This is a genomic window from Actinoplanes hulinensis (assembly GCF_019429605.1).
GTDB lineage: Bacteria > Actinomycetota > Actinomycetes > Mycobacteriales > Micromonosporaceae > Actinoplanes > Actinoplanes campanulatus.
On record NZ_JAHXZI010000009.1, the window covers coordinates 32453 to 51557 of the forward strand.

Below are 19105 nucleotides of genomic sequence, written 5' to 3' on the forward strand. Positions count from 1 at the left end.
TGATCAGGCGGCGGGCACCCAGCCCCGGGTGTTGCACATCGGGCAGTAGACCCAGTGGCCGTTGGCGAGCATCATCCGCGTCGTGCCTTTGCACGCGGGGCACGTGCGGGTGCTCGCGGGACGGGCCGGGACGAGACACCGCAGCTCCCGGTGACGGGTGGCCGCCCGTAGGTGGATGAACTCCCGCTCCTCGATCAGCCGCGCGATGATCTCCACTCTGGGCACGGTAGCGACCGGGTTCTACCGGGTGAGGCCGCGCAGCGGCCGGAGGGGCAGCTCAGCCCGGCGCGGGCGGCACGGGCTGGAGATGCGGCCGGGTCGCCGTGCGCTACGGGGCCGGGGCGATGTGGTCGGGGGCCGGCTCGCCCGTACCGATGAAGAAGTCTTTGTTGTGATGAATGAGAGGGTGATCCGGTTCGCCCAGGACGACCGCGACGACCTCGGCGATGACCAGGGTGGATTCGCCGACCGGGATGCGGTGCAGGGGGGTGGCGCGCAGCGCGGCGACCGCGTCCGGCAGGTAGGGCTCGCCGGTCGGGAGGTCGGCCCAGCCCTGGCCGGGGGTGAAACGGGCGCCGCCGGAGGAGGCGAAGTCGCGGGCCAGCGTGGCGTGCCCGGGGCCGAGCAGGTTGATCACCAGGCTGGGCGCGCCGAGGATCGCGTGGCCGGAGCGGGAGCCCATCACCGAGAAGGACAGCGCGGGCGGGTCGGCGGAGACGGACGCCAGGCTGGAGACGGTGAGACCGGCCGGGCCGGCCGTGGTGATCACCGCCACTCCCGCGGCGTGGCGGCGGAAGGCGGCGCGGAACAATTCGCTGACCTGGGACTCCGGGGGACGCACCGTGATACTTGACACGGGGCAACGGTAGAACCTCAAGCCCGGTTGAGGTCAACTGGCGTGTTACGGTCCGACGCGGGAGGACGTCAACAATGCAGACGCGTACGGATCTCGTTGAAGATCTCATGGGGCGGTTCCCGCACGTGCCGCGCGAGGCGGTGATCAAGGAAGACCTGCTGCGGGGCGGGCTGGCGTTCGACGACTCGGCGCTCACCGACAACGAGAACGGTGACGTGAAGCCGAAGTCGTACTTCATCTTCTCGTTCGACCACCGGACCCTGCCCGAGCTGGGTGAGGCGGCGCTGCGCCGGCCGCCGGAGGAGATCGTGCTCACCGGCGGGCCCTACGACCTGCGCCGCACGGTGGTGTCGGTGCGGATCAACCCCACCTCGCCGTACCGGGTGAAGCCGGGCGACGACGGGCAGCTCAAGCTGTTCCTGGACGGGCGGGAGATCGCCGAGGTCGGGCTGCCGCCGATGCCGGACTACTACCGGCACACGCTCGCCAACGGCAAGCAGGTGATGGAGGTCGCCCCGACGATCCAGTGGGGCTACCTGGTCTATCTGACGGTCTTCCGGGTGTGTCAGTACTTCGGCGCCAAGGAGGAGTGCCAGTACTGCGACATCAACCACAACTGGCGCCAGCACAAGGCGGCCGGCCGCCCCTACACGGGTGTGAAGCCGGTCGACGAGGTGCTCGAAGCGCTCGCGATCATCGACAAGTACGACGCCGCCAAGACGTCGCACGCCTACACGCTGACCGGCGGCAGTGTCACCAGCAAGGTCGACGGGCTGGCCGAGGCCGACTTCTACGGGCGGTATGCGCAGGCCATCGAGGAGCGCTTCCCCGGCCGGTGGATCGGGAAGGTCGTCGCCCAGGCGCTGCCGAAGGAGGATGTGCAGCGCTTCTACGACTACGGCATCCGGATCTACCACCCGAACTACGAGGTGTGGGACAAATACCTCTTCGAGCGCTACTGCCCCGGTAAGGAGCGGTATGTCGGCCGGGAGGAGTGGCACCGCCGCATCCTCACCTCGGCCGAGGTCTTCGGGCCGCGCAACGTGATCCCGAACTTCGTCGCCGGCATCGAGATGGCCGCGCCGTTCGGCTTCACCACCGTCGACGAGGCGATCAAGTCGACCACCGAGGGCCTGCAATATTTCATGTCCCGGGGGATCACGCCGCGGTTCACCACCTGGTGCCCGGAGCCGACCACGCCGCTGGGCAAGATGAACCCGGAAGGCGCCCCGCTGGAGTACCACATTCGGCTCCTGGAGGCGTACCGGGCGACCATGGAGGCCAACGGGCTGTCCAGCCCGCCCGGCTACGGTCCGCCCGGCGCCGGCAACGCGGTCTTCTCGGTCAGCTCGTTCATGGACAGCCTGCCCGCCGAGTGACACCGATCGCATCGCTCCAGGCCCTGCTCCGCATCCCGACCGTCTCCACCCGGGATGCGGGGGCCTGGGACCACTCGGCGTTCGACGCGTTCCACCGGACGTTGCGCGAACAGTTCCCGCTGCTCCACAAGCGTCTTTCCGTGACGCGCGTGGGCAGCCACGGCCTGCTCTTCCACTGGGCGGGCACGTCGAGGGACCGGCCGGTCGTGCTGATGGCCCACATCGACGTCGTGCCGGTCGAAGGCGAGTGGACCCATCCGCCGTTCGATGCGGTCGTCGAGGACGGGATCATCTGGGGCCGCGGCACCCTCGACTGCAAGGGCAGCCTCGCCGCGATCTGCCAGGCCGTCGAGGACCTGCTCGCCGACGGGCACACCCCGGCGCAGGACGTGTGGCTGTCGTTCGGCTGCAACGAGGAGGTCGCCGGGGACGCGGCCCCGCTCGCCGTCGAGGAGCTGCGGCGGCGCGGGGTGATCCCGTGGTTCGTGCTCGACGAGGGCGGCGCGGTCGCGTTCGACGCCTTCCCCGGCGTCGAGAAGCCGATCGCGGTCATCGGCGTCACCGAGAAGGGCATCACCTCCCTCGAACTGCGCGTCGACGGCCGCGGCGGGCACGCCTCCACCCCGGCCCCGCTCGGGCCGACCGCCCGGCTCGCGCGGGCCATCACCCGGCTCGACCGGTCGCCCATGCGGGCTTCCGCGCCGGACGCCACCGTCGAACTCTTCCGCCGGGCGGCACCCCATGCCAAGACCCCGATGCGGTACGCGCTGAGCGCCGCCGTCCGCAGCCGGGCGCTGCTGACCCGGCTGCTGCTCCTGGCCGGACCCGAGCCGGCGGCGATGGCCCGCACCACGATCGCGGTCACGACGCTCAGCGGCTCGCCGGCGCTCAACGTGGTCGCCGCCCGGGCCACCGCCGGGGTGAACATCCGGATCCTGGTCGGCGACACGATGTCCGAGGCGATCGCGCACGTCCGCAAGGTGATCGACGACCCGGAGGTGGGGATCCGGGTGGTCGACGCGGGCGAGCCGTCGCCGTCGTCGCCGCTGGACGAGGCGTTCGACCTGATCGCGGCCACCACCGAGGAGCACTTCCCGCACGCGGTGACCTCGCCGTACGTGATGATGGCCGCGACCGACGCCCGCCACTTCACCAGGATCAGCGACCGGGTGTACCGGTTCACGCCGTTCGAGATGACGAAGGCGCAGCGCGAGTCGATCCACACCCACGACGAGCACATCACGGTCGACGCCTACCTGAAGGGCATCGCCTGGTACCGGACCTTGATCGAACGCCTGTGACCCCGGGAACCGTGGCGACACTGCCCGGCGGCTGGCGGTGGGAGTCGTACGGCGGCGTCCAGGTCGGGGTCCCCGGCGACTGGCTGCGGGACCCCGGCCGGCGGCGGCCCTGACCGCCCGGACCAGTGCCTGCCCGAGGTCTCCTACGGCGATGACACGATCGTGCCGCGGGTGGGCTCGGCCGGCGGCATCTCGGAGATCGTGGTCCGCTGCTCCGGCTGCGACCACCGGGGCTTCGGCGGCGGCGTGACCGTGCGGACCCTCACCCCGCCCGCGCCGGCCCTCTTCGTCTGCGGCCCGAACGCGACGCTCCTCCCGTCGGAACTCTCCGGAGAACCCGAGCCGTCCAGCGCGGGCGTCGAGCCCTCCCGCTGATCAGCGTGGGCCGAGGCCGGTGACGCCGTCGATCAGCTCGCGGGCCGCGTCCAGGTGGCCCGCGTGCCGGGCGGTCTCCTCGATCATGTGCAGGATGATCCGGCGCAGGTCGGTGGTCTGGCCGGCGAGCGTCTCGTCCTCGTGGCGGCCGACCGGCTTGGCGTCCAGGTCGGTGGCCTCGATGTTGCGGTCGGCTATCGCGCACTGCTCCCGGTAGAACGCGAACACCGGGCCGGTCGGCTGGTCGATGGCGAACGGTGGCGCGCTTGCCCACGGAACGGGCACGGCGGTGCCGGTCAGCACCTCTTGAAACCAGTGGCGCTCGGCGTGGCCCAAGTGCTCGATCAGGCCCAGCGGCGTCCAGCCGGATGGCAGGACCGCCGTTCGCAAGGCCTGCTCGTCGAGGCCCTCGACGATCGCGAGGACGCTGGACCGCTGATACCCGAGAAACTCATGCAACGCAGTCTCCGTCATGCGCGGGACGCTAGCAGTCACCTACGACATAGTTAGCCCTTGCGCTAACTATGCGGTCGGGCAATACTTAGCCGCGTGGCACAGTATTCGGCTCAGCTGGACGGGCTGTTCGACGCCCTCGCCGATTCGACGCGGCGTGGGGTCATCCGGCGGCTCGGGCGTGGCCCGGCCAGCGTGGGTGACCTCGCCGGCGAGTTCCCGATGACGCTCCCGTCGTTCCTGAAACACGTGCGGGCGCTCGAATCCGCCGGGATCATTCGGACGAGCAAGACCGGCCGGGTCCGCACCTGCGTGCTCAACCGGGAGCGTCTCGCGCTCGCCGAGGACTGGCTGGCCGAACAGCGCCGCATCTGGGAAGAACGCACCGACCGGCTCGAACAGTTCGTCGCCGGCACCGAGGAGGATCCGTCATGAACCCCGACCTGGACCTGACCCTGCAACGGACCATCCGCGCCCCGCGCGCCGCCGTGTGGAGCGCCTGGACCGACCCGGACCGCTTCGCGAAGTGGTTCATCCCGGCGCCCATGGTCTGCCGCGTCGACCGGCTGGAGGCGCGGCCCGGCGGCGCCCTGGTGACCCGGATGAGCGAGGACGGCGTGGCGTTCGTCCCGCACGTCGACGCGGTCTTCCTGGTCGTCGACGACCTGGAGCGGATCGTCTTCACCAACGCGCTCGACAGCGCCTGGCGGCCCGCCCTGCCCGCGCCGGTGGCGATGACCGCCGAGATCGTGCTGGCCGACCATCCGGAGGGCACCGACTACCGGGTCGTGGTCCGGCACGGTGACCCGTCCGCCCGTGAGCAGCACGAGAAGCTCGGCTTCTTCGAGGGCTGGGGCATGGTCACCACGCAGCTCGCCCAGTCCGTCGAGTAGCGGGTCAGAACTCCCAGTAGGCCCGCAGTGCCGCGATCCTGCCCGCGCCGTCGCCCCGGTAGGTGAAGACGCCGTTCACCCGGGCGGCCTGCCCGCCGGGCAGGGTGATGTGGATGCTGCCGACATCGGCGACCTCCTCGCCGCACAGGTAGGAGCGCTCGATCTCGAAGCGCATCCCGTCGACCATCCCGATCACGGTGTCGTAGAACCGGGCGATGGCCTCGGCGCCACGGTGCCCGCGGCCGTCCGGGGAGAGCGGCGACGGCCCGACCGGGTCCTCGACGATCGCATCGTCGGCGAACAGCCCGAGCCAGCCCTCGCGGTCCTTCGCGCCGGCCGCCGCCTGCGATCGTCGTGCCAGGTCACGGATGGTCATGGCGCATCCTTTCGGGGTAGAACACGTTCTACTTTCTGGTCATCCTGCCCCGTTGCGGCGCTGGAGGACAATCCTCCGGTGAATGGGCCGTCCTCAGCTTTCTCACCTACTGTCACGGCATCTCGGTCCGGCGCGGCTCGGGCGGCTGCGCCGCCTGCTGCCGTCGGAGGCGGCCCGAACCCTGGTCGGCGACGCCGAGCCGTTCAGCGTCTTCGCCCGCGGCGTGACGTCCCGCTTCGACAGCGAACAGCACGACCGCCTCCCGCACCGGCCGCGAGGTATCTTCTCTGCGTGAGAACGCGCAGGTTTCCCCTGGTGCGGGCGGATCTGGATCAGGCCGTGTGCCCGCTGCCCGACGATCTCGGCGAGACGCTGCCGGAGACGGTCGCCGTGGTGCTCGACCATCGGGTGCTGGGGATGACCCCCGGCCGGGAGACGTACGAGGCCGGGGTCGTCCAGGACCCGGGGTGGCGGCTCACCGGGATCGCCTGGCCCGGCGACCTGCGCGCTGGGGTGCTGGTCACCATCGGCGTGAGGGATCAGCAGGTGCATCTGCGGACGGTCACGCTGGACGAGCCGATGCGGGTGGACGGGGTCGACTACTTCCATGAGTACGACCCTCGGGTGATCACCCGCGAGTTCGACCCGGGAGTGTCCAATCGCGGTCAGGTGCTCAATGCGGTGCGGCGGCTCGGCCGGGTCTTCGAGGACGGCAGCGCCGTCTTCGCCGAGGCCGAACTGCCGGCGCACTGCGGGCTGGGGCGTGGCAAGAAGGGGCAGTTCCTGCTCCGCAACGCCGTCGACCAGCTGCTGCGGGAGGGCTATGTCACCCGGGTGACCGGCAGCACCGGGCCGGACGGGGAGCTCAACTATCCGGCCGTCGACGGTGAGCAGACCCTCGACCTGCTCTTCTACGCGCCGCTGGTCGAGCCGGCATCGCTGCCGGGGGAGTCCGGCGAGCACGGCGACGGCTCCGGCGGGGAGCACCGGGCGCACTGGGTCACCGGGTTCGTCCGGCGGCTGCCGGCCGGCGCCCACGCGTCGAAGAAGCAGCTCAACCTGCATCAGCAGGCCATGGAGACCGAGGAGATCGACGGGTTCACGCTGGAGCCCGGCTACACCTTCGTGAAGAAACACCACCGCGGCGGGTGAAGCTCCGACCGACAGGACGATCAAAATCGGGCTTCTGGTACGCGTGACGGCGTCCCCTTTCTGTCGGACCGTTCCGCCCTGCCACGCGATCGGGCTGCCCCGTGGCAGGGCGGAACGGTCCCAAGGATTCGGGACGGCGTCGGGCGTACCGAATGAACTGGTTCTAAGAGCCGACGCCCAGGCTCATGGTCTTGCCGATCGGGTCGAGATCGAACGTGAGGAGGCCCTGCCGGACGGCGGTGAGGCCGGCCAGGACGGCGGTGGCCTCGTCGGCCGACTCCGTCTCGAGGAACAGCACGATGCCGGGGACGTCGCCCACCTTGAGGGCATATTCGGTCACCACACGGTGACGTACCAGGTTCCAGGCGGCCGCCGAGAATCCGTGCTCGTCGAAGAATTCGGCGAGCTGGCCCGCCGTGATGCCGTCCGCCGGACGGGAGTTCGCCATGAACCGCATGCACCCATGGTCGGCCGCCCGGGTGGACCGATCCTCATCCGCCGGGGGTGGAATGTCGTTCCGTCCATGTCGGACGTGCTACACACGGTCCAGGTCCCGTAGGGCGAAGCGGAGGTGTTCCCACTCCTCGGCGAGGATCACGTGCAGGCAGTGCAGGACCGGCTCCTCGTGGTCGGGGGACCAGGGGACGACGCGGGGCTCGGCGAGCAGGTCCGCGGTGGCGGTGGCGAGGAAGTCGCGGACCATCGCCTGGCGTTCGGCGCGGAAGGCGAGGGTTTCCGGGTAGGTCGGCGGCTCCTTCACGAAGATGGACAGGTCGTAGCCGTCCGATTCGTACTCGACGTGCGGCTGGCCGAACCGGTGGAACGGCTCGGTACGGCGCAGGATGCCCTTGCCGAGCCACGCGTCGGTGGCGAACGCCAGGTGACGCAGCGTCTGCGCGAACGACCACTCGCCGCCGACCGGCACGTCCGCGGCGCCGGGCGGCATCGCCTCGACCCGGTCGACCGCGGACCGCCAGGCCGCCTCGACCGCCGCCCACGCCGCCCGCAAACCGTCCGGATCGGTCGCCGTGCGCAGGTCACGGCCCGGGAACCGGCGGTTCAGCTCGGCCTCGACCAGCGGCGCGACGTCCACGCCGTTGACGAGCAGCGGGCCGTCGGCGAGCCACGGGGCGTCGATGTCCAGCCCGCGGACGTCGACGCCGCGCATCACGGCGCCCGCCAGCGTCGAGCGTTCGAACCGGGCGCCCCGCAAATCCTGTTCGGCGAATTCGGTCACCATGTGTCCCCGTCTCGTCGGTGGTGCCAGCACTGCCTCCGGGGGGAGGTGTGCACCATGGTTCAGAGTCTCTCCGATGCGGGCGTTCTCGTGGGGCCGGTGGGAGGCCGTGCGACGGTCAGGGCGGCGGGCGGGATGTGTGGCGCGAACTCCAGGAACAGCGAATCCACCCGGTCCATCACCCGGGCGTCCACCTCGGGGTGGTCGGTGGCCAGCAGTGCGACCATGGTGGGCGCCGCGTCGACGGCGGTCACCACGCATCCGCGGGCGAGCGCGGCCGCGGTGAGGGCGCCCCGACCGGCGCCGAGATCGAGGAACCGGCTGCCCGCGGCCGGGCCGAGCACGTCGACGATGGCCGCGCCGTACTCCGCGAAGAACGGCACCACGCTGTCGTAGTCGGCCGCCACCCGATCGAAGATCCGCCACGTCGACGCCATGCCGCCATCCGACAACGCCGCCGCCACGGTGGCAACCCTGAGACGGGCCGGCGCACCCGAAACCACGTATTCCGGGCCGGCGACCCGGTAGGCGGGGTCCGGGACCACTTGGTGGACGTACTGATCGCCATAGCTATGCTGCGCCGTGGCCGCCTCTGCCTGCCAGTGCCCGGACGATCCGGAAACCGGCCCACGAAACGTGAGGAGGCCCCCGATCAGTGCCAACAGCGGCCGTATGGCCAAGGGCTGTCCCGACGTGGGATGCGAATCGGCGCGGATCACGGCAGGATGCCGGGGTTGACATCTCCCCGTCCTGTTGTCTCGCAGCGGCTCTTTTCCTCTCCGGCCCGAAGGCCGGAGTGTCCACGGAAGGACTTCGATGAAAGATCCCGGCGGTGCACCGGAGAACGGTGCGCGAGCAGGACTGGTGCTGGGCGGCCGGTACCGTCTGCTGGCGCCGATCGGGACCGGTGGGATGGCGGTGGTCTGGCAGGCGCACGACTCGGTGCTGGCCCGGTCCGTCGCCGTGAAGATGGTCAAACCAGGACAGGCCGCGGACGTCCGGTCGCGGGAACGGATCCGTCTCGAGGCCCGGGCGGCCGGCGGGCTGTCGCATCCGAACATCGCCCACGTGCACGACTACGGTGAGGTGGAGATCGCCGGGCAGGTGCTGCCCTACGTGGTGATGGAGCTGGTCACCGGCGGGACGCTGCTGCAGCGCCTGTCCGCCGGGCCGGTGGTGGCGGGGTTCGCCATGCGCGTCGGGGCGGAGATCGCGGCGGCGCTGGCGGCGGCACACGCCGAGGGGCTGGTGCACCGCGACATCAAGCCGGGCAACGTGATCCTGTCGCCGACCGGGGCGAAGGTGGTCGACTTCGGGATCGCCGCGGCGGCGCGGGCCGAGTGGCCGGCGCCGCGCGTGGCGGGGGACGAGGCGGACGACGGCGCCCTGGGTGAGCTGCTGGGGACGCCCGCCTATCTGGCGCCCGAGCGGCTCGTCGGCGACGCCGTGGTGCCGGCCTCGGACGTCTACGCGCTCGGTGTCGTCCTCTATCTCATGTTGTCCGGGCGGTCGCCGTGGAACAGCGAGAACACCCGGCAGATGCTGGAGGCGCATCTCTACGTGCCGCCGCTGCCGTTGCCTCCGGTGGACGGGGTGCCGGACCGGGTGGTCGACCTGTGCAACCGGTGTCTCGCGAAGGACCCGGACGAGCGGCCGAGCGCTGAGGAGGTGGCCGAGGTCCTCTCGCAGAGCGCCGGATTGCGCCCGTTGCCCGAGGATCGTCCGGTGTTCCCGATCAACCCGGTCGGCCCGATCGATGCGGTCAATGCAGTTGGTCTGGCCGACTCGGCCCACTCGCTCAAGCCGTTCAAGGCCGTGGTGGAGCCGGGGGAGGACGGCCTGGCTGGACCGCCCGCACCGGCATCGCAAGCGGAGAAGCCGGAGCCCCGCGACCGCTCTCGGGTGACCCGCTGGGCGGCCGCGGCGGCGCTGCTGATCGCCGCGGGTGCCGGGGGCTGGTTGTTTCTGCGAGAGGACGGCGCGGACGGTGGGGCCGGAACCGTGGTCGCGGCGGAATCCGCCGATGCCGCGCAACCGTCAGCGGTGAACCCCGGCAGCAGCCGTGCGCCCCGCGCCACCGCGACCGGCACGCGGACCATCTCGACCCGGGAGGTGACGCCGGGCGCCGGAACTCCGCAACCGCCGCCGCCGGCCGGTGTCGCCCCGACGGTGACGGCCCCGCCGACGGCGCTGCCCACGGCCACCACCACCACTGCTCCGACGCCGACCGTCGAGGTCACCACCACCACGACCACCACGGCGGCGCCGGTGCAGCGCACCCTCTCGTCGGCGGGCGGCACCGTGGTGGCCACCTGCCACCCCGGAGGGGATGCGGAGATCCTTTCCTGGAAGGCGGCCGGCTCGTACAAGGTGCAGTCCACCGATCCCGGTCCGTCGGCGGCCCCATCGGTCACCTTCAAGCACGGCAACCGGCGGGTCACGATGACGGTGAGCTGCGATTCCGGAGCCCCTACTCTGGCGTGACCGATCGACAGCGGCAATAATCGCACCCACAGTGCAATAATCACCGCTGTCTATCGGTAGAATCGATGGGGATTACCCGCCGAACGCTGATCGCGCTGCCCGCCGGAGCCGCGCTCGCCGCCGGAACAGGAACACCAGCGAACGCGGCCGCCGCGGCCGGAGCAGGCGCGCCCGCGCACCCGGCCGCACCACGGCCGGTCGTCTTCATCCACGGCAGCGCCGGCTCCGCGATGCAGTTCCGGGTGCAGGCCAAACGCCTGGCTGGCAACGGCTACCCGGCGGGGATCATCGAGGCGCACGAGTACGACTCCCCGAACATCGTCGCGATCCTCGCCGACGTGTGGGCCGGGCTCGACGCCCGCATCGACCGCCTGCTCGCCGCCAGCGGCGCCGACCGGGTCGACCTGCTCGCCCACTCGCTCGGCACCTACGTCACCCAGGGCTACCTCAACAGCTCACCCGGGCGGGCCGCCCGCGTCGCGCACTACGTCAACCTGGACGGACGGCCCGCGGCGGCGCTGCCCGGCGGGGTGCCGACGCTGGCCGTCTGGGGCGAGGGCGACCCGGCCCGTACCGTGGCCGGCGCCACCAACGTCTCCTTCCCGGAGCAGTCACACACCCAGACCGTGTCGTCGGCCGAGTCCTTCACGGCGATCCACCGTTTCCTGCGGGGCTGCGATCCCCGTACCACCGAGGTCCGGCCCACCCGGACCGCGTACGTCTCCGGCCGCGCCGTGCTGTTCCCCAGCAACGCCGGGGTCACCGACGCCGAGCTGGAGATCTACCCGGTCCACCACGCGACCGGACGGCGGCTCCGCGGGCGGCCGGTGGCCCGGATCGCGGTCGGCGCCGGGGGAGAGTTCGGCCCGGTGCCGCTCGACCCGCACACACGGTACGAGTTCGCCCTGCTCCGGGCCGGGCAGTCGGTGCACCACTTCTATTTCGAGCCGTTCCGCCGTACGGACACGTTCGTCCGCCTGCTCACCAGCCGGCCCGGCGAGGGCCTGGGCGCCCTGGTCGACACCAGCGACCGGCACACCGCGCTGACGTTCCAGCGGCAGAAGGAGTGGTGGGGCGGCGAGGGCGACCATCTGTGGATCAATGGGCAGGACATCCTCAACCCGGCTACCGCCCCGCACAACCGGCGGGTGATCGGCGTCTTCGCCTTCGACGACGGCAGCGACGGCGTCACCGACCTGACCGCGCCGTTGCCGGAGTTCATCGCCCAGCCGTTCATCTCCGGCGTCGACCTGTTCATCCCGGCGGACACCGGGCGGGCGGGAAGGGCGCACGCGGGGAGGACCGTGGAGGTGGTCACGCGGGAGCGCGGCGCCGGGCGGACCCGGTTGAGCGTGCCCGCCTGGCCGTCCAGCGGACATCGGGTCAGCCTGGAATTCGGCTGAGCCGCTCCACCACCGGCACCACCTCGGGGAACGCGTCGATCGCCGCGGTCACGTGACGGTCGTCGAAGTCCTCGAGGCGGCGCACCCCGCTCTGCATGCAGGCGATGAACGCCATCCCGGCGCCACCGGCCGCCACCGCGTCACCGGGCGAGTCGCCGACGTAGACACACTGCGCCGGCGACAGCCCGGTGTGCGCCAGCAACTCGTCGAAGGCGCGCGGGTCGGGTTTGCCGTACCGGGTGTTGCCCCGGTGGTAGGCGCCGGACACCCGGCTCGCGACGGCGTGGCCGGGCTCCAGCATGTGCCGGACCTCCGACTCGGCCCGCGAGGTGAGCAGCAGCACCGACCGGTCGGCCTCGATCAGCGCGTCCAGCGCCCGCAGGTTCTCCTCCGGGATGACGTCGAGGCGGCCCTCCGCCACATACCGCTCCATGGTGGTCTGGAACAGCGGGCCGAACACGTCCAGGTCGAGGCCGGGGGAGCGTTTCGGCATGGCCTCCAGCAGCGGGTCACCCCAGGTGGCCAGGTGCAGCTCGCGGGTCATCGGCGGACGGCCCATGGCCGCCAGGACCTCGTTCTCCAGTACGAACGACGCCGCCTCGGTCATGCACAGCGTGTCGTCGACGTCGATGATGACGGCCCGGATCACCGGCGTGCCGCCTCGAGCAGGGTCCGCAGCTCGTCGTGCGGGAACCTGTCCGGCCCCTGACGGGTGCTGTAGAAGTCCTTCTCCTGGTGCCAGTCCTTCTGACGGGCCCAGTGCCGGCCCTCCCCGTCGGTGTGCCAGGTGACCGCCTGCCCGCGCAGGTCGTTGCGCTCCAGCCAGTCGGCGGCGCTGGGCCAGTAGCCGGTCCAGCCCTCCGGGCGCAGCGACGCGTAGGCGGCGTCCACCGCGGCCGCGGCGGCGTCCACGTCGTCGTCCTCGAACACCGCGGCGAACCGGCACAGCAGCGCCAGCGCCGGGCCGGGCTCCGGGTCGACGGCGCGGCAGATCAGGTCGAGCTCGGACCAGCGCAGCGCGTACGGATGCCACTGTGCCATGTCGTCCCAGCCCAGCTCGGCGGGCTTGGCGAGGCCGGGCACGATCAGCTCCAGGGAGTGGTGGTCGAGGTCGAGGGCGACGTCGAGGATCAGGCGGCAGCCGGCACCGACGTCGAAGACCACCTCGACGCCCTCGTCGTCATCGAGGTCGACGTCCTCGATCTGGTCCGCCAGCTCGCCGACGCGGTCCTCGTCCTCGTAGGCGAACGTGTACCGCGCCCAGAACAGCGGATCGTGCAGGGGAAGATCCATGTATGAATCATGCACGAGCGTCGACCTGAAGCCGACTACGTGACCACGCCGCGCGTGCTGCAGAAAATGATCAGCAACGTGCGGTGATCAGCACGGACCAGGCCCGATCCGCGCTCATCGATCAAGATCAAGACCTTTCCCGGTACGCCGGAGCGCCGCGATTCCGGCCGCCCTGTGGGCATCGCTTCCTCCGTACCAGAGTGATCGTTGTCTCTCGATCCTCGGAGTGAGGCGCTGTGATCGGCCTGAGCCGCGCTCAGGTCGCGCTCAGCCGCTCGGTGATCGCCGCGGTGGTGGTCAGGGTGACGCCGATCCCGGCCAGGTCGGCGAGGCGTTCGGCGCTGGTCTGCGACACCGCGTCGGTGGCGAGAACGGTACGGAAGTCGCGCTCGCTCGCCTCGAACAGCGTCGCCCGCGGGCAGTTCGGCAGATTACAACCGCACACCACCAGCGTGTCCGACCCTCGGTCGCGCAGCCACTGCTCGAGAACGGTCCGGTAGAAGGCGCCCCATCGTGGCTTGAACAGCACGATCTCGTGGTCGCCGATCTCCTGCGGACGTCCGCTCAGCAGCAGCCCGGCGTCCAGATCCACCGGTGCGGCCGGTCCGGCGAGCAGTCCGGCGCCCGGCGTGCCCGGCGCCACGATCGTGGCCGTCCCGCGGCGGGGCAGATCGACATCGGACGAGCCCGGCGGGTACAGCCGCACGATGTGCACGATCGGCCGCCCCGCCCGACGGAACGCGGCCGCCAGGTCGTCCACCCGGGGCGCCACCTCGACAGTGCCGCCGATCGTGGTGAAATCGGCCTGCATGTCGATGACGACGAGGGCCGAGGATCCCCAGCGTGGCGCGACGTGATCGGTCACCGGTACAACCTAAACGGTGCGAACCGCTCTCGTCATCGGCGGCACCTGCCTGATCGGCCGTGCCGTCGCCCGCCACCCGCTCCGCGACGGCTGGCGCGCACCGATTTCGCATGCGGCCATCAGCGACGGTAGGTGCGGAAGTCGAAGAAGCGGAGGCCGTCGACGGTTGTTCCGTCCTGGATCTCCGCCAGGGTCCATGCGTGCGTGGTGTAGTCGTCGAATGCCACGCCTCCGTCGGCCAGCAATACGTCGAGCAGGTCGTGGACCTCTGCTGTGCCGTCGATGCGGCCGGAGATGTCGATCTGCACCGCCCAGCCCGGGCGATGCCCTACGGCCTTTTCCAGGGCCGCGAGTTCGTCCTGGTTCCAGTCGACGTAGAGGGTGCCGTCTCCCTCGTCCTCGATGCTGATGTAGAGGCCGTTGTGGTGGCCGGCCAGCAACGCGACGGTGTCGGCACGTTCTCCGGCCGGGAACGCGAAAACGGTGCGCATGCTGTCATCCGTGCCAGAAGTCGGTGGGGAGGGACTCGACCTCGGTGGCGGAGCGGGCGAGGTTGTCGGCCACCGGGAGGAGGGCGGTGGCGGCCGGGTCGCCGGAGGCGGCCATCTGGCGGATCACCTCGGACTGGCGACGGGCGCGCTGGACCACCACCGTGCCGAAGTCCGCGCGGTCGCCGGTGTAGCCGTAGGCGTCCAGCAGCAGGTGCAGTCGGCGGGAACGGTCCTCCGGGTGGTGGAAGCCCAGGTGGTGGGCGGCGCCCGGGGAGTACAGCGGCACCCAGGACAGGGCGGTGAACGCCAGGTCGAACTCGCGCGACGACGGGCCCGCGGTGTCCCAGTCGAAGAAGCCCGCCAGCCGGTCGCCGTCCATCACCGCGTTGTACGGCGCCGCGTCCTGATGGCCGACCACCATGCCGGGGCGCATCTCGGCGCCGGCGAACCAGGTCGCGCCCTCGGGCGGGCGGAAGTCCTCGGTCAGGTCGTGGAGGCGGCGCAGCCACTGCCCGACCTGGGTGAGGGTCTCGTCGGCGAACGCCCAGTCCGGCCACGGGACGCGGTCGCCGATCACCTCGCCGGGCAGGTAGGTCAGCATCTCGCGGCCCTCGCCGTCGACACCGAGAGCCCGCGGGGCGCCGTCGAAGCCGGCGGCCTCCAGATGGCGCAGCACCGCGTGCACCGTCGGTGTCCACGGTGCCGCCCGCTTGTGCACCACGTCGCCGATCCGTGCCGCCCCGACGGTGTTCCCACCACGCAGTTCCGTTTCGCTCACCGCCCCTTCATACGCGACGCCGGGCGGCGGCGACACCGAATTGCGTAGCTTGCCGAGGGGCGACTTCGGGCGGCCGGGGCACCGGATTCGCGGCTAGGCGAGCAGGCCGTCGGTGTGCAGGTGGTCGAGGATCAGCCGGTCGACCGGGGAGACGCGGGGGCGGTCGGTGTGGGTCAGCCAGACGATCTCCTCGATCTCGCTGTCGGGGTGCAGGGTGCCGGCGAATTCGGCGGTGTAGCAGGTCATCCGGACCGTGACGCCGGCCGCGTGCCCGTGCGCCTGGGCCCGGAAGGTGCCCAGGTGGCGGGCGCTGGCCGGGTCGATCGTGACGCTCAGCTCCTCCCGGATCTCGCGGACCAGGGTGTCCACGTCGGTCTCGCCGGGGTCGCGTTTGCCGCCGGGCAGGTAGTAGACGTCCCTGCCGCGGGAGCGGGTGCTCAGCACCCGGCCGTCGGCCAGGTGGATCCAGGCGACCTTGTCGATCTCGGTCACGGGGCGGCCGCCGTGAAGGTGGGCTGCGGGCCGTCCAGGCCGCGGACCAGGTAGTTGGTCACGGCCGCGCCGGTCTTCCGTTCGTCGTCGGGGTCGGTGGGCAGCGGCCAGCGCAACTGCCGGTAGAGGGCGGCGCGGTGCAGGTCGAAGGCCGCCTCCAGCAGGTCGGCGTAGCGGGCGGCACGGTACGGCGCCCACAGCAGGACCGCCCAGGCCGTCAGGGCCAGGCCGATCGGCAGCGCCCAGATGCTCCAGCCGGTGAACGACACGAACGCCAGTGACCAGACGGCGGCCGCGACGGCCCGGTCCAGGCCGGTACGGGCGGCGCCGATGTCCGTGCGGGCCGTCTCCGGCAGGGTCATCCACAGGTGCGGCCAGACGGCGGGGGTGTCCAGGCGGTACTTCTCGTACGGCCGGGTCTCGGCGGCCCGCAGCATGTTGCCGAGCCGGGTCGGCAACATCCACCGGGGACTGGGCAGCCGCCGCAGCCGCTGCTCACAGCGGGCGTAGTCGGCGTGGACCTGATCGAGGTCGGTGCCGGCGGCCGGCGGGGCCTGCCGCTTGGCCTCCAGTTCGCTCAGCCGGTCGGTGAGGGCCTTGTGGTGCTTCACCTTGCGGTTGACCAGCGACCGGCGCAGCGGCTGGGGCCAGTAGCCCTCCAGCAGGCGCAGGACCGGGCGGGTCAGCAGGGTGACCAGCGCGGTGGAGGCGTAGGCGCCGGCCAGCACCAGCGCCACCACGGCCAGCACGGCCAGGACGGGCAGCTCGGCGGCGCCGGCGCCGAGGGCGAGCAGCCTCTCCCAGCCGCCGTTGGTGGACAGCCACGCCAGGGCGCCGCCGGTCCAGAAGATCAGGGCGGGACCGATTCTGGTCAGTGCCCGCTCGACCACGTGCCCGGCCACGGCCTCGCCGATCGCGTCGATCATCGGCCGGGGACCAGCCGCAGCGGGATCTGGTGCTCGGCGCAGAGCGGCACCTCTTGCGAGAGCGAGCTGCGGAACCAGGTCGAATGCGGGCCGTACGGGCACTCGTACCGCTGGAGGGACGATCCGGCTCCGTCACCGGCGAGCGGTTCGTAGGGCGTCTTGTCCGGGGCCTGGGGGCCGGCCAGGGAGCCGGCGATGAAGCGCCGCACCTCGGGCACGGAATCGAGCAGCCTCTCCAGGCGGGCGTCGACGTCCGCCCCGTTGTCGTGCTCGCGCAGGAGCCGCTCGATGGCATCGTTCAGCCGGGTGGCCTCGGCATGGTCCACCAGGAGGCCCAGGCGGGGAAGCAGCTTCCGGGCAAGATCGGTCAATTCGCTCACAGGCCCTCCCGTCCGTGCGGCGGCAAGCGGAGCTCCACTGTAAACGCCGTGAGCGCGGCGGCGCGCTCACGCCCGGCGGGCGCGGCACGGCCGCGCCGGCGCTGTCGGCTCGCGGTGTCCGGCGGCTCGTCCTCCCCCACGTACGAGAATGGGGTTCCAGGATTTGTGAATGACACCGCGCTGAACGCCCCGGACTCCCCACCGGTCCCTGCCGCGATGATCCTTCTCGGACTTATGGGTGAGGCCCCGGTGCTCGTGGCGGCGGCGGAAATCTAGGTTGGAGCCATGACGGCACACGGGGACCGGCTGCGGGAACTGCGGCACCATGCGGGACTGACGATGGAACAGCTCGCCGAGGCGTCCGGGGTGAGCGTCCGGACGATCAGCGACATGGAACGCGGCCACAGCCGGATGCCGCAACCACGGACCGTCGCCGCCCTGGCCGCGGCCCTCGGCGCCGACCCGCGCGGCCTCGCCGGCCTGCGACCACGACGACCGCACCGCCACCCCGGCCGGGCTGAACCACCCCGGGTGACGACCGGCTTCGTGGGCCGCGCCGCCGAGACCGAGCAGATCCTGCGGCACGCCACCGGCCCGGCGCCGGTCGTGCTGCTGCACGGCCAGCCCGGCATCGGCAAGACGGCCCTCGCCGTGCACCTGGCCGGGCGGCTGCCACTGCCCGGCGGCCGCGTCTTCCTCGACCTGCGCGGTCTCGACCCGGTCCCGATGCGCCCCGGGGAGGCGGCCCGGCAGCTGCTGAGCGCCCTCGGTGTCGCGCCCCGCCGGATCGCCGGCACCACCGGAGAACGGTGCGGCCAACTGCGCGCCGAACTGGCCGGCCGCCGCTGCCTGCTGATCCTCGACAACGCCGCCGACGAGGCCCAGGTGCGCCCGCTGCTGCCCGGCGCCGGCGACGGGCTGATCCTGATCACCAGCCGCCGCATGCTGGGCGGCCTCGACGACGTTCGGCGTACCGGCCTCGGCCCGCTCACCCCCGACGAGTCGGCCGCCCTGCTGGCCGCCGTCACCGACCGCGCCACCGGCCCGGCCGCCGCCCGGATCGCCGACCTGTGCGGGCACCTGCCGCTCGCGCTGCGGATCGCCGGCACCCGGCTGGCCACCCGCCCCGACTGGACGGCCGCGCACCTGGCCGCCCGGCTCGCCGACCCGGCCCGGCGGCTGGCCCTGCTCAGCAGCGGCGACACCGGTGTGGCGGCCGCGATCGGCCACTCCCACGCCCAGCTGTCCGGCGAGGGCCGCGCCCTGTTCCGGCGGATCGCCCACCTGCCCGGCCCCGGGTTCGCCGCCCCGTCCGTCGCCGCCCTCACCGGCGCCGAACCCGACGACGCCACCGACCGGCTCGACGAACTGGTCGAGATCGGCCTGCTGGAGACCGTCGGCCACGACCGCTACCGGATGCCCGACCTGATCCGCCTCTACGCCGCCGAACGCCTGCACGCCGAGGAGACCGCCGCCGCCCGGGCGGCCACCCGGCGGCGGATCTCCGCCGGTCGTCCTGCCTGGTCGGTGGCCGCCGAGGTGGGCTGCATCGACGTACCGGCGTACGGATGAAGACCCTCTTCCGATATCTCCCGTTTCCCGCGGCCGCGACCGGCCTGGTCAAGGGCGCCGAGCTGATCGTCCACCCGGGCGCGGGAACAGCTCGGCGACGATCTGCCCGGCATTCTCAACACCTGTTTTCGTACGCGACTGATCAGTCCCGCCCTACCGCACGGCCTCCCTGCCGGGTCCGGCCCGCGGGCCGCCGCCGGGCTGAGCTGCCCACTCACCCGGTGGTCAGCTCCGTCCGGCGGCGGTGTCCATCGAGCCGCGCGCCCGGCTCGCCGGGTGCCGTGGCATCCGGGTCACCTCCCGCTCGGCGTCGGCCGGCTTCTCCCGCCGGAACGCGGCGGCCAGCTTGTCCCCGTGAATCTTCAGTGATTCCCCTTGGGGCCTTGGTTCGTCCATACC

At 71.8% G+C, this 19105-nt stretch carries 26 protein-coding genes; 10 read left to right on the forward strand and 16 right to left on the reverse strand.

Annotated features, from left to right (window positions below; translation table 11 throughout):
- Positions 1-3: 3 nt before the first annotated feature.
- Together KZ829_RS17875 and KZ829_RS17880 are read right to left on the reverse strand one after the other, a co-directional pair.
- Entirely contained in the window at positions 4-216 is a 213-nt protein-coding gene (locus KZ829_RS17875; protein WP_220145052.1) for a hypothetical protein, read from the reverse strand.
- Between the two features lie 112 nt (positions 217-328).
- The gene (locus tag KZ829_RS17880) at positions 329-856 is read right to left on the reverse strand and encodes a flavin reductase family protein (protein ID WP_308285543.1); all 528 of its coding nucleotides are present in this window, start codon (positions 854-856) and stop codon (positions 329-331) included.
- Positions 857-930: 74 nt separating this feature from the next.
- Between KZ829_RS17880 and KZ829_RS17885 the strand changes: the two genes are divergently transcribed.
- From KZ829_RS17885 to KZ829_RS17895, 3 genes are all read left to right on the forward strand, one after another.
- Positions 931-2235 carry a radical SAM protein gene (locus KZ829_RS17885; protein WP_220145053.1) on the forward strand — a complete coding sequence of 435 codons (1305 nt, stop codon included), beginning with the start codon at positions 931-933 and terminating at the stop codon, positions 2233-2235.
- Positions 2232-3536 carry a M20/M25/M40 family metallo-hydrolase gene (locus tag KZ829_RS17890; RefSeq protein ID WP_220145054.1) on the forward strand — a complete coding sequence of 435 codons (1305 nt, stop codon included), beginning with the start codon at positions 2232-2234 and terminating at the stop codon, positions 3534-3536. The genes KZ829_RS17885 and KZ829_RS17890 overlap by 4 nt, the downstream gene beginning before the upstream one ends.
- A gap of 171 nt (positions 3537-3707) precedes the next feature.
- On the forward strand, positions 3708-3911 hold the full coding sequence (locus KZ829_RS17895; RefSeq protein ID WP_220145055.1) for a hypothetical protein: 204 nt from the start codon (positions 3708-3710) through the stop codon (positions 3909-3911).
- Here KZ829_RS17895 and KZ829_RS17900 read toward each other — a convergent pair whose 3' ends face one another.
- The gene (locus tag KZ829_RS17900) at positions 3912-4385 is read right to left on the reverse strand and encodes a DinB family protein (RefSeq protein ID WP_220145056.1); all 474 of its coding nucleotides are present in this window, start codon (positions 4383-4385) and stop codon (positions 3912-3914) included.
- 75 nt (positions 4386-4460) lie between these two features.
- On the opposite strand from KZ829_RS17900, the gene KZ829_RS17905 reads away from it, so the two are divergent.
- Both KZ829_RS17905 and KZ829_RS17910 read left to right on the forward strand, forming a co-directional pair.
- Positions 4461-4799: an ArsR/SmtB family transcription factor gene (locus tag KZ829_RS17905; protein WP_308285544.1), complete on the forward strand. Its 339-nt coding sequence runs from the start codon at positions 4461-4463 to the stop codon at positions 4797-4799.
- Positions 4796-5257 (forward strand): SRPBCC domain-containing protein, encoded by a 462-nt coding sequence (locus tag KZ829_RS17910; protein WP_220145057.1) that lies wholly within the window; start codon positions 4796-4798, stop codon positions 5255-5257. The genes KZ829_RS17905 and KZ829_RS17910 overlap by 4 nt, the downstream gene beginning before the upstream one ends.
- 4 nt (positions 5258-5261) lie before the next feature.
- On the opposite strand, the gene KZ829_RS17915 is transcribed toward KZ829_RS17910, so the two are convergent.
- A complete protein-coding gene (locus tag KZ829_RS17915) occupies positions 5262-5633 on the reverse strand; it encodes a nuclear transport factor 2 family protein (protein WP_220145058.1) in 372 nt (123 codons plus the stop codon).
- An 82-nt stretch (positions 5634-5715) separates the two neighbouring features.
- Here KZ829_RS17915 and KZ829_RS17920 point away from each other — a divergent pair, with 82 nt between their 5' ends.
- Both KZ829_RS17920 and KZ829_RS17925 read left to right on the forward strand, forming a co-directional pair.
- Positions 5716-5928, forward strand: a complete 213-nt coding sequence (locus tag KZ829_RS17920) for a hypothetical protein (protein WP_220145059.1) — start codon at positions 5716-5718, stop codon at positions 5926-5928.
- A complete protein-coding gene (locus KZ829_RS17925; RefSeq protein ID WP_220145060.1) occupies positions 5925-6785 on the forward strand; it encodes a hypothetical protein in 861 nt (286 codons plus the stop codon). Before KZ829_RS17920 ends, KZ829_RS17925 begins: the two co-directional genes overlap by 4 nt.
- A 163-nt stretch (positions 6786-6948) precedes the next feature.
- Here the strand turns inward: KZ829_RS17925 and KZ829_RS17930 are convergent, their stop codons facing one another.
- From KZ829_RS17930 to KZ829_RS17940, 3 genes are all read right to left on the reverse strand, one after another.
- On the reverse strand, positions 6949-7242 hold the full coding sequence (locus tag KZ829_RS17930; RefSeq protein ID WP_220145061.1) for a hypothetical protein: 294 nt from the start codon (positions 7240-7242) through the stop codon (positions 6949-6951).
- Between the two features lie 78 nt (positions 7243-7320).
- Positions 7321-8022 carry a DinB family protein gene (locus tag KZ829_RS44015; RefSeq protein WP_220145062.1) on the reverse strand — a complete coding sequence of 234 codons (702 nt, stop codon included), beginning with the start codon at positions 8020-8022 and terminating at the stop codon, positions 7321-7323.
- Positions 8023-8084: 62 nt separating this feature from the next.
- A complete protein-coding gene (locus KZ829_RS17940; protein WP_220145063.1) occupies positions 8085-8459 on the reverse strand; it encodes a class I SAM-dependent methyltransferase in 375 nt (124 codons plus the stop codon).
- 379 nt (positions 8460-8838) lie between these two features.
- Between KZ829_RS17940 and KZ829_RS17945 the strand changes: the two genes are divergently transcribed.
- Together KZ829_RS17945 and KZ829_RS17950 are read left to right on the forward strand one after the other, a co-directional pair.
- The gene (locus KZ829_RS17945; RefSeq protein WP_220145064.1) at positions 8839-10506 is read left to right on the forward strand and encodes a serine/threonine-protein kinase; all 1668 of its coding nucleotides are present in this window, start codon (positions 8839-8841) and stop codon (positions 10504-10506) included.
- A gap of 65 nt (positions 10507-10571) precedes the next feature.
- Positions 10572-11909 (forward strand): alpha/beta hydrolase, encoded by a 1338-nt coding sequence (locus KZ829_RS17950; RefSeq protein WP_220145065.1) that lies wholly within the window; start codon positions 10572-10574, stop codon positions 11907-11909.
- On the opposite strand, the gene KZ829_RS17955 is transcribed toward KZ829_RS17950, so the two are convergent.
- From KZ829_RS17955 to KZ829_RS17990, 8 genes are all read right to left on the reverse strand, one after another.
- Positions 11890-12558, reverse strand: coding sequence for an HAD family hydrolase (locus tag KZ829_RS17955; RefSeq protein WP_308285545.1), 669 nt, complete (start codon positions 12556-12558; stop codon positions 11890-11892). The genes KZ829_RS17950 and KZ829_RS17955 overlap by 20 nt on opposite strands.
- Positions 12555-13202 carry a hypothetical protein gene (locus KZ829_RS17960; RefSeq protein ID WP_220145066.1) on the reverse strand — a complete coding sequence of 216 codons (648 nt, stop codon included), beginning with the start codon at positions 13200-13202 and terminating at the stop codon, positions 12555-12557. Before KZ829_RS17960 ends, KZ829_RS17955 begins: the two co-directional genes overlap by 4 nt.
- 256 nt (positions 13203-13458) lie before the next feature.
- Entirely contained in the window at positions 13459-14067 is a 609-nt protein-coding gene (locus tag KZ829_RS17965) for a cysteine hydrolase family protein (RefSeq protein ID WP_308285546.1), read from the reverse strand.
- A 119-nt stretch (positions 14068-14186) separates the two neighbouring features.
- Positions 14187-14558: a hypothetical protein gene (locus tag KZ829_RS17970; RefSeq protein ID WP_220145067.1), complete on the reverse strand. Its 372-nt coding sequence runs from the start codon at positions 14556-14558 to the stop codon at positions 14187-14189.
- A gap of 4 nt (positions 14559-14562) precedes the next feature.
- Positions 14563-15336, reverse strand: a complete 774-nt coding sequence (locus KZ829_RS17975; protein ID WP_220145068.1) for a phosphotransferase — start codon at positions 15334-15336, stop codon at positions 14563-14565.
- Between the two features lie 93 nt (positions 15337-15429).
- Complete coding sequence (locus KZ829_RS17980; RefSeq protein ID WP_220145069.1) at positions 15430-15828, reverse strand: NUDIX hydrolase; 399 nt, start codon at positions 15826-15828, stop codon at positions 15430-15432.
- Positions 15825-16754, reverse strand: a complete 930-nt coding sequence (locus KZ829_RS17985) for a hypothetical protein (protein WP_220145070.1) — start codon at positions 16752-16754, stop codon at positions 15825-15827. Before KZ829_RS17985 ends, KZ829_RS17980 begins: the two co-directional genes overlap by 4 nt.
- A complete protein-coding gene (locus KZ829_RS17990) occupies positions 16751-17134 on the reverse strand; it encodes a hypothetical protein (RefSeq protein ID WP_220145071.1) in 384 nt (127 codons plus the stop codon). The genes KZ829_RS17985 and KZ829_RS17990 overlap by 4 nt, the downstream gene beginning before the upstream one ends.
- Positions 17135-17419: 285 nt before the next feature.
- Between KZ829_RS17990 and KZ829_RS17995 the strand changes: the two genes are divergently transcribed.
- Positions 17420-18706 (forward strand): helix-turn-helix domain-containing protein, encoded by a 1287-nt coding sequence (locus KZ829_RS17995; protein ID WP_220145072.1) that lies wholly within the window; start codon positions 17420-17422, stop codon positions 18704-18706.
- 225 nt (positions 18707-18931) lie between these two features.
- Here the strand turns inward: KZ829_RS17995 and KZ829_RS18000 are convergent, their stop codons facing one another.
- Positions 18932-19102, reverse strand: coding sequence for a hypothetical protein (locus tag KZ829_RS18000; protein ID WP_220145073.1), 171 nt, complete (start codon positions 19100-19102; stop codon positions 18932-18934).
- Positions 19103-19105: the final 3 nt, after the last annotated feature.

What these genes read in the sequence shown, in the direction of transcription:
- KZ829_RS17940 (WP_220145063.1), bottom strand. Translation starts at nt 8,459, where the DNA reads ATGGCGTCGACGTGGCGGATCTTCGATCGGGTGGCGGCCGACTACGAC.
- KZ829_RS17885 (WP_220145053.1), top strand. Translation starts at nt 931, where the DNA reads ATGCAGACGCGTACGGATCTCGTTGAAGATCTCATGGGGCGGTTCCCG.
- KZ829_RS17995 (WP_220145072.1), top strand. Translation starts at nt 17,420, where the DNA reads ATGACGGCACACGGGGACCGGCTGCGGGAACTGCGGCACCATGCGGGA.
- KZ829_RS18000 (WP_220145073.1), bottom strand. Translation starts at nt 19,102, where the DNA reads ATGGACGAACCAAGGCCCCAAGGGGAATCACTGAAGATTCACGGGGAC.
- KZ829_RS17960 (WP_220145066.1), bottom strand. Translation starts at nt 13,202, where the DNA reads ATGGATCTTCCCCTGCACGATCCGCTGTTCTGGGCGCGGTACACGTTC.
- KZ829_RS17970 (WP_220145067.1), bottom strand. Translation starts at nt 14,558, where the DNA reads ATGCGCACCGTTTTCGCGTTCCCGGCCGGAGAACGTGCCGACACCGTC.
- KZ829_RS17910 (WP_220145057.1), top strand. Translation starts at nt 4,796, where the DNA reads ATGAACCCCGACCTGGACCTGACCCTGCAACGGACCATCCGCGCCCCG.
- KZ829_RS17945 (WP_220145064.1), top strand. Translation starts at nt 8,839, where the DNA reads ATGAAAGATCCCGGCGGTGCACCGGAGAACGGTGCGCGAGCAGGACTG.
- KZ829_RS17915 (WP_220145058.1), bottom strand. Translation starts at nt 5,633, where the DNA reads ATGACCATCCGTGACCTGGCACGACGATCGCAGGCGGCGGCCGGCGCG.
- KZ829_RS17985 (WP_220145070.1), bottom strand. Translation starts at nt 16,754, where the DNA reads ATGATCGACGCGATCGGCGAGGCCGTGGCCGGGCACGTGGTCGAGCGG.
- KZ829_RS17900 (WP_220145056.1), bottom strand. Translation starts at nt 4,385, where the DNA reads ATGACGGAGACTGCGTTGCATGAGTTTCTCGGGTATCAGCGGTCCAGC.
- KZ829_RS17920 (WP_220145059.1), top strand. Translation starts at nt 5,716, where the DNA reads ATGGGCCGTCCTCAGCTTTCTCACCTACTGTCACGGCATCTCGGTCCG.
- KZ829_RS17930 (WP_220145061.1), bottom strand. Translation starts at nt 7,242, where the DNA reads ATGCGGTTCATGGCGAACTCCCGTCCGGCGGACGGCATCACGGCGGGC.
- KZ829_RS17950 (WP_220145065.1), top strand. Translation starts at nt 10,572, where the DNA reads ATGGGGATTACCCGCCGAACGCTGATCGCGCTGCCCGCCGGAGCCGCG.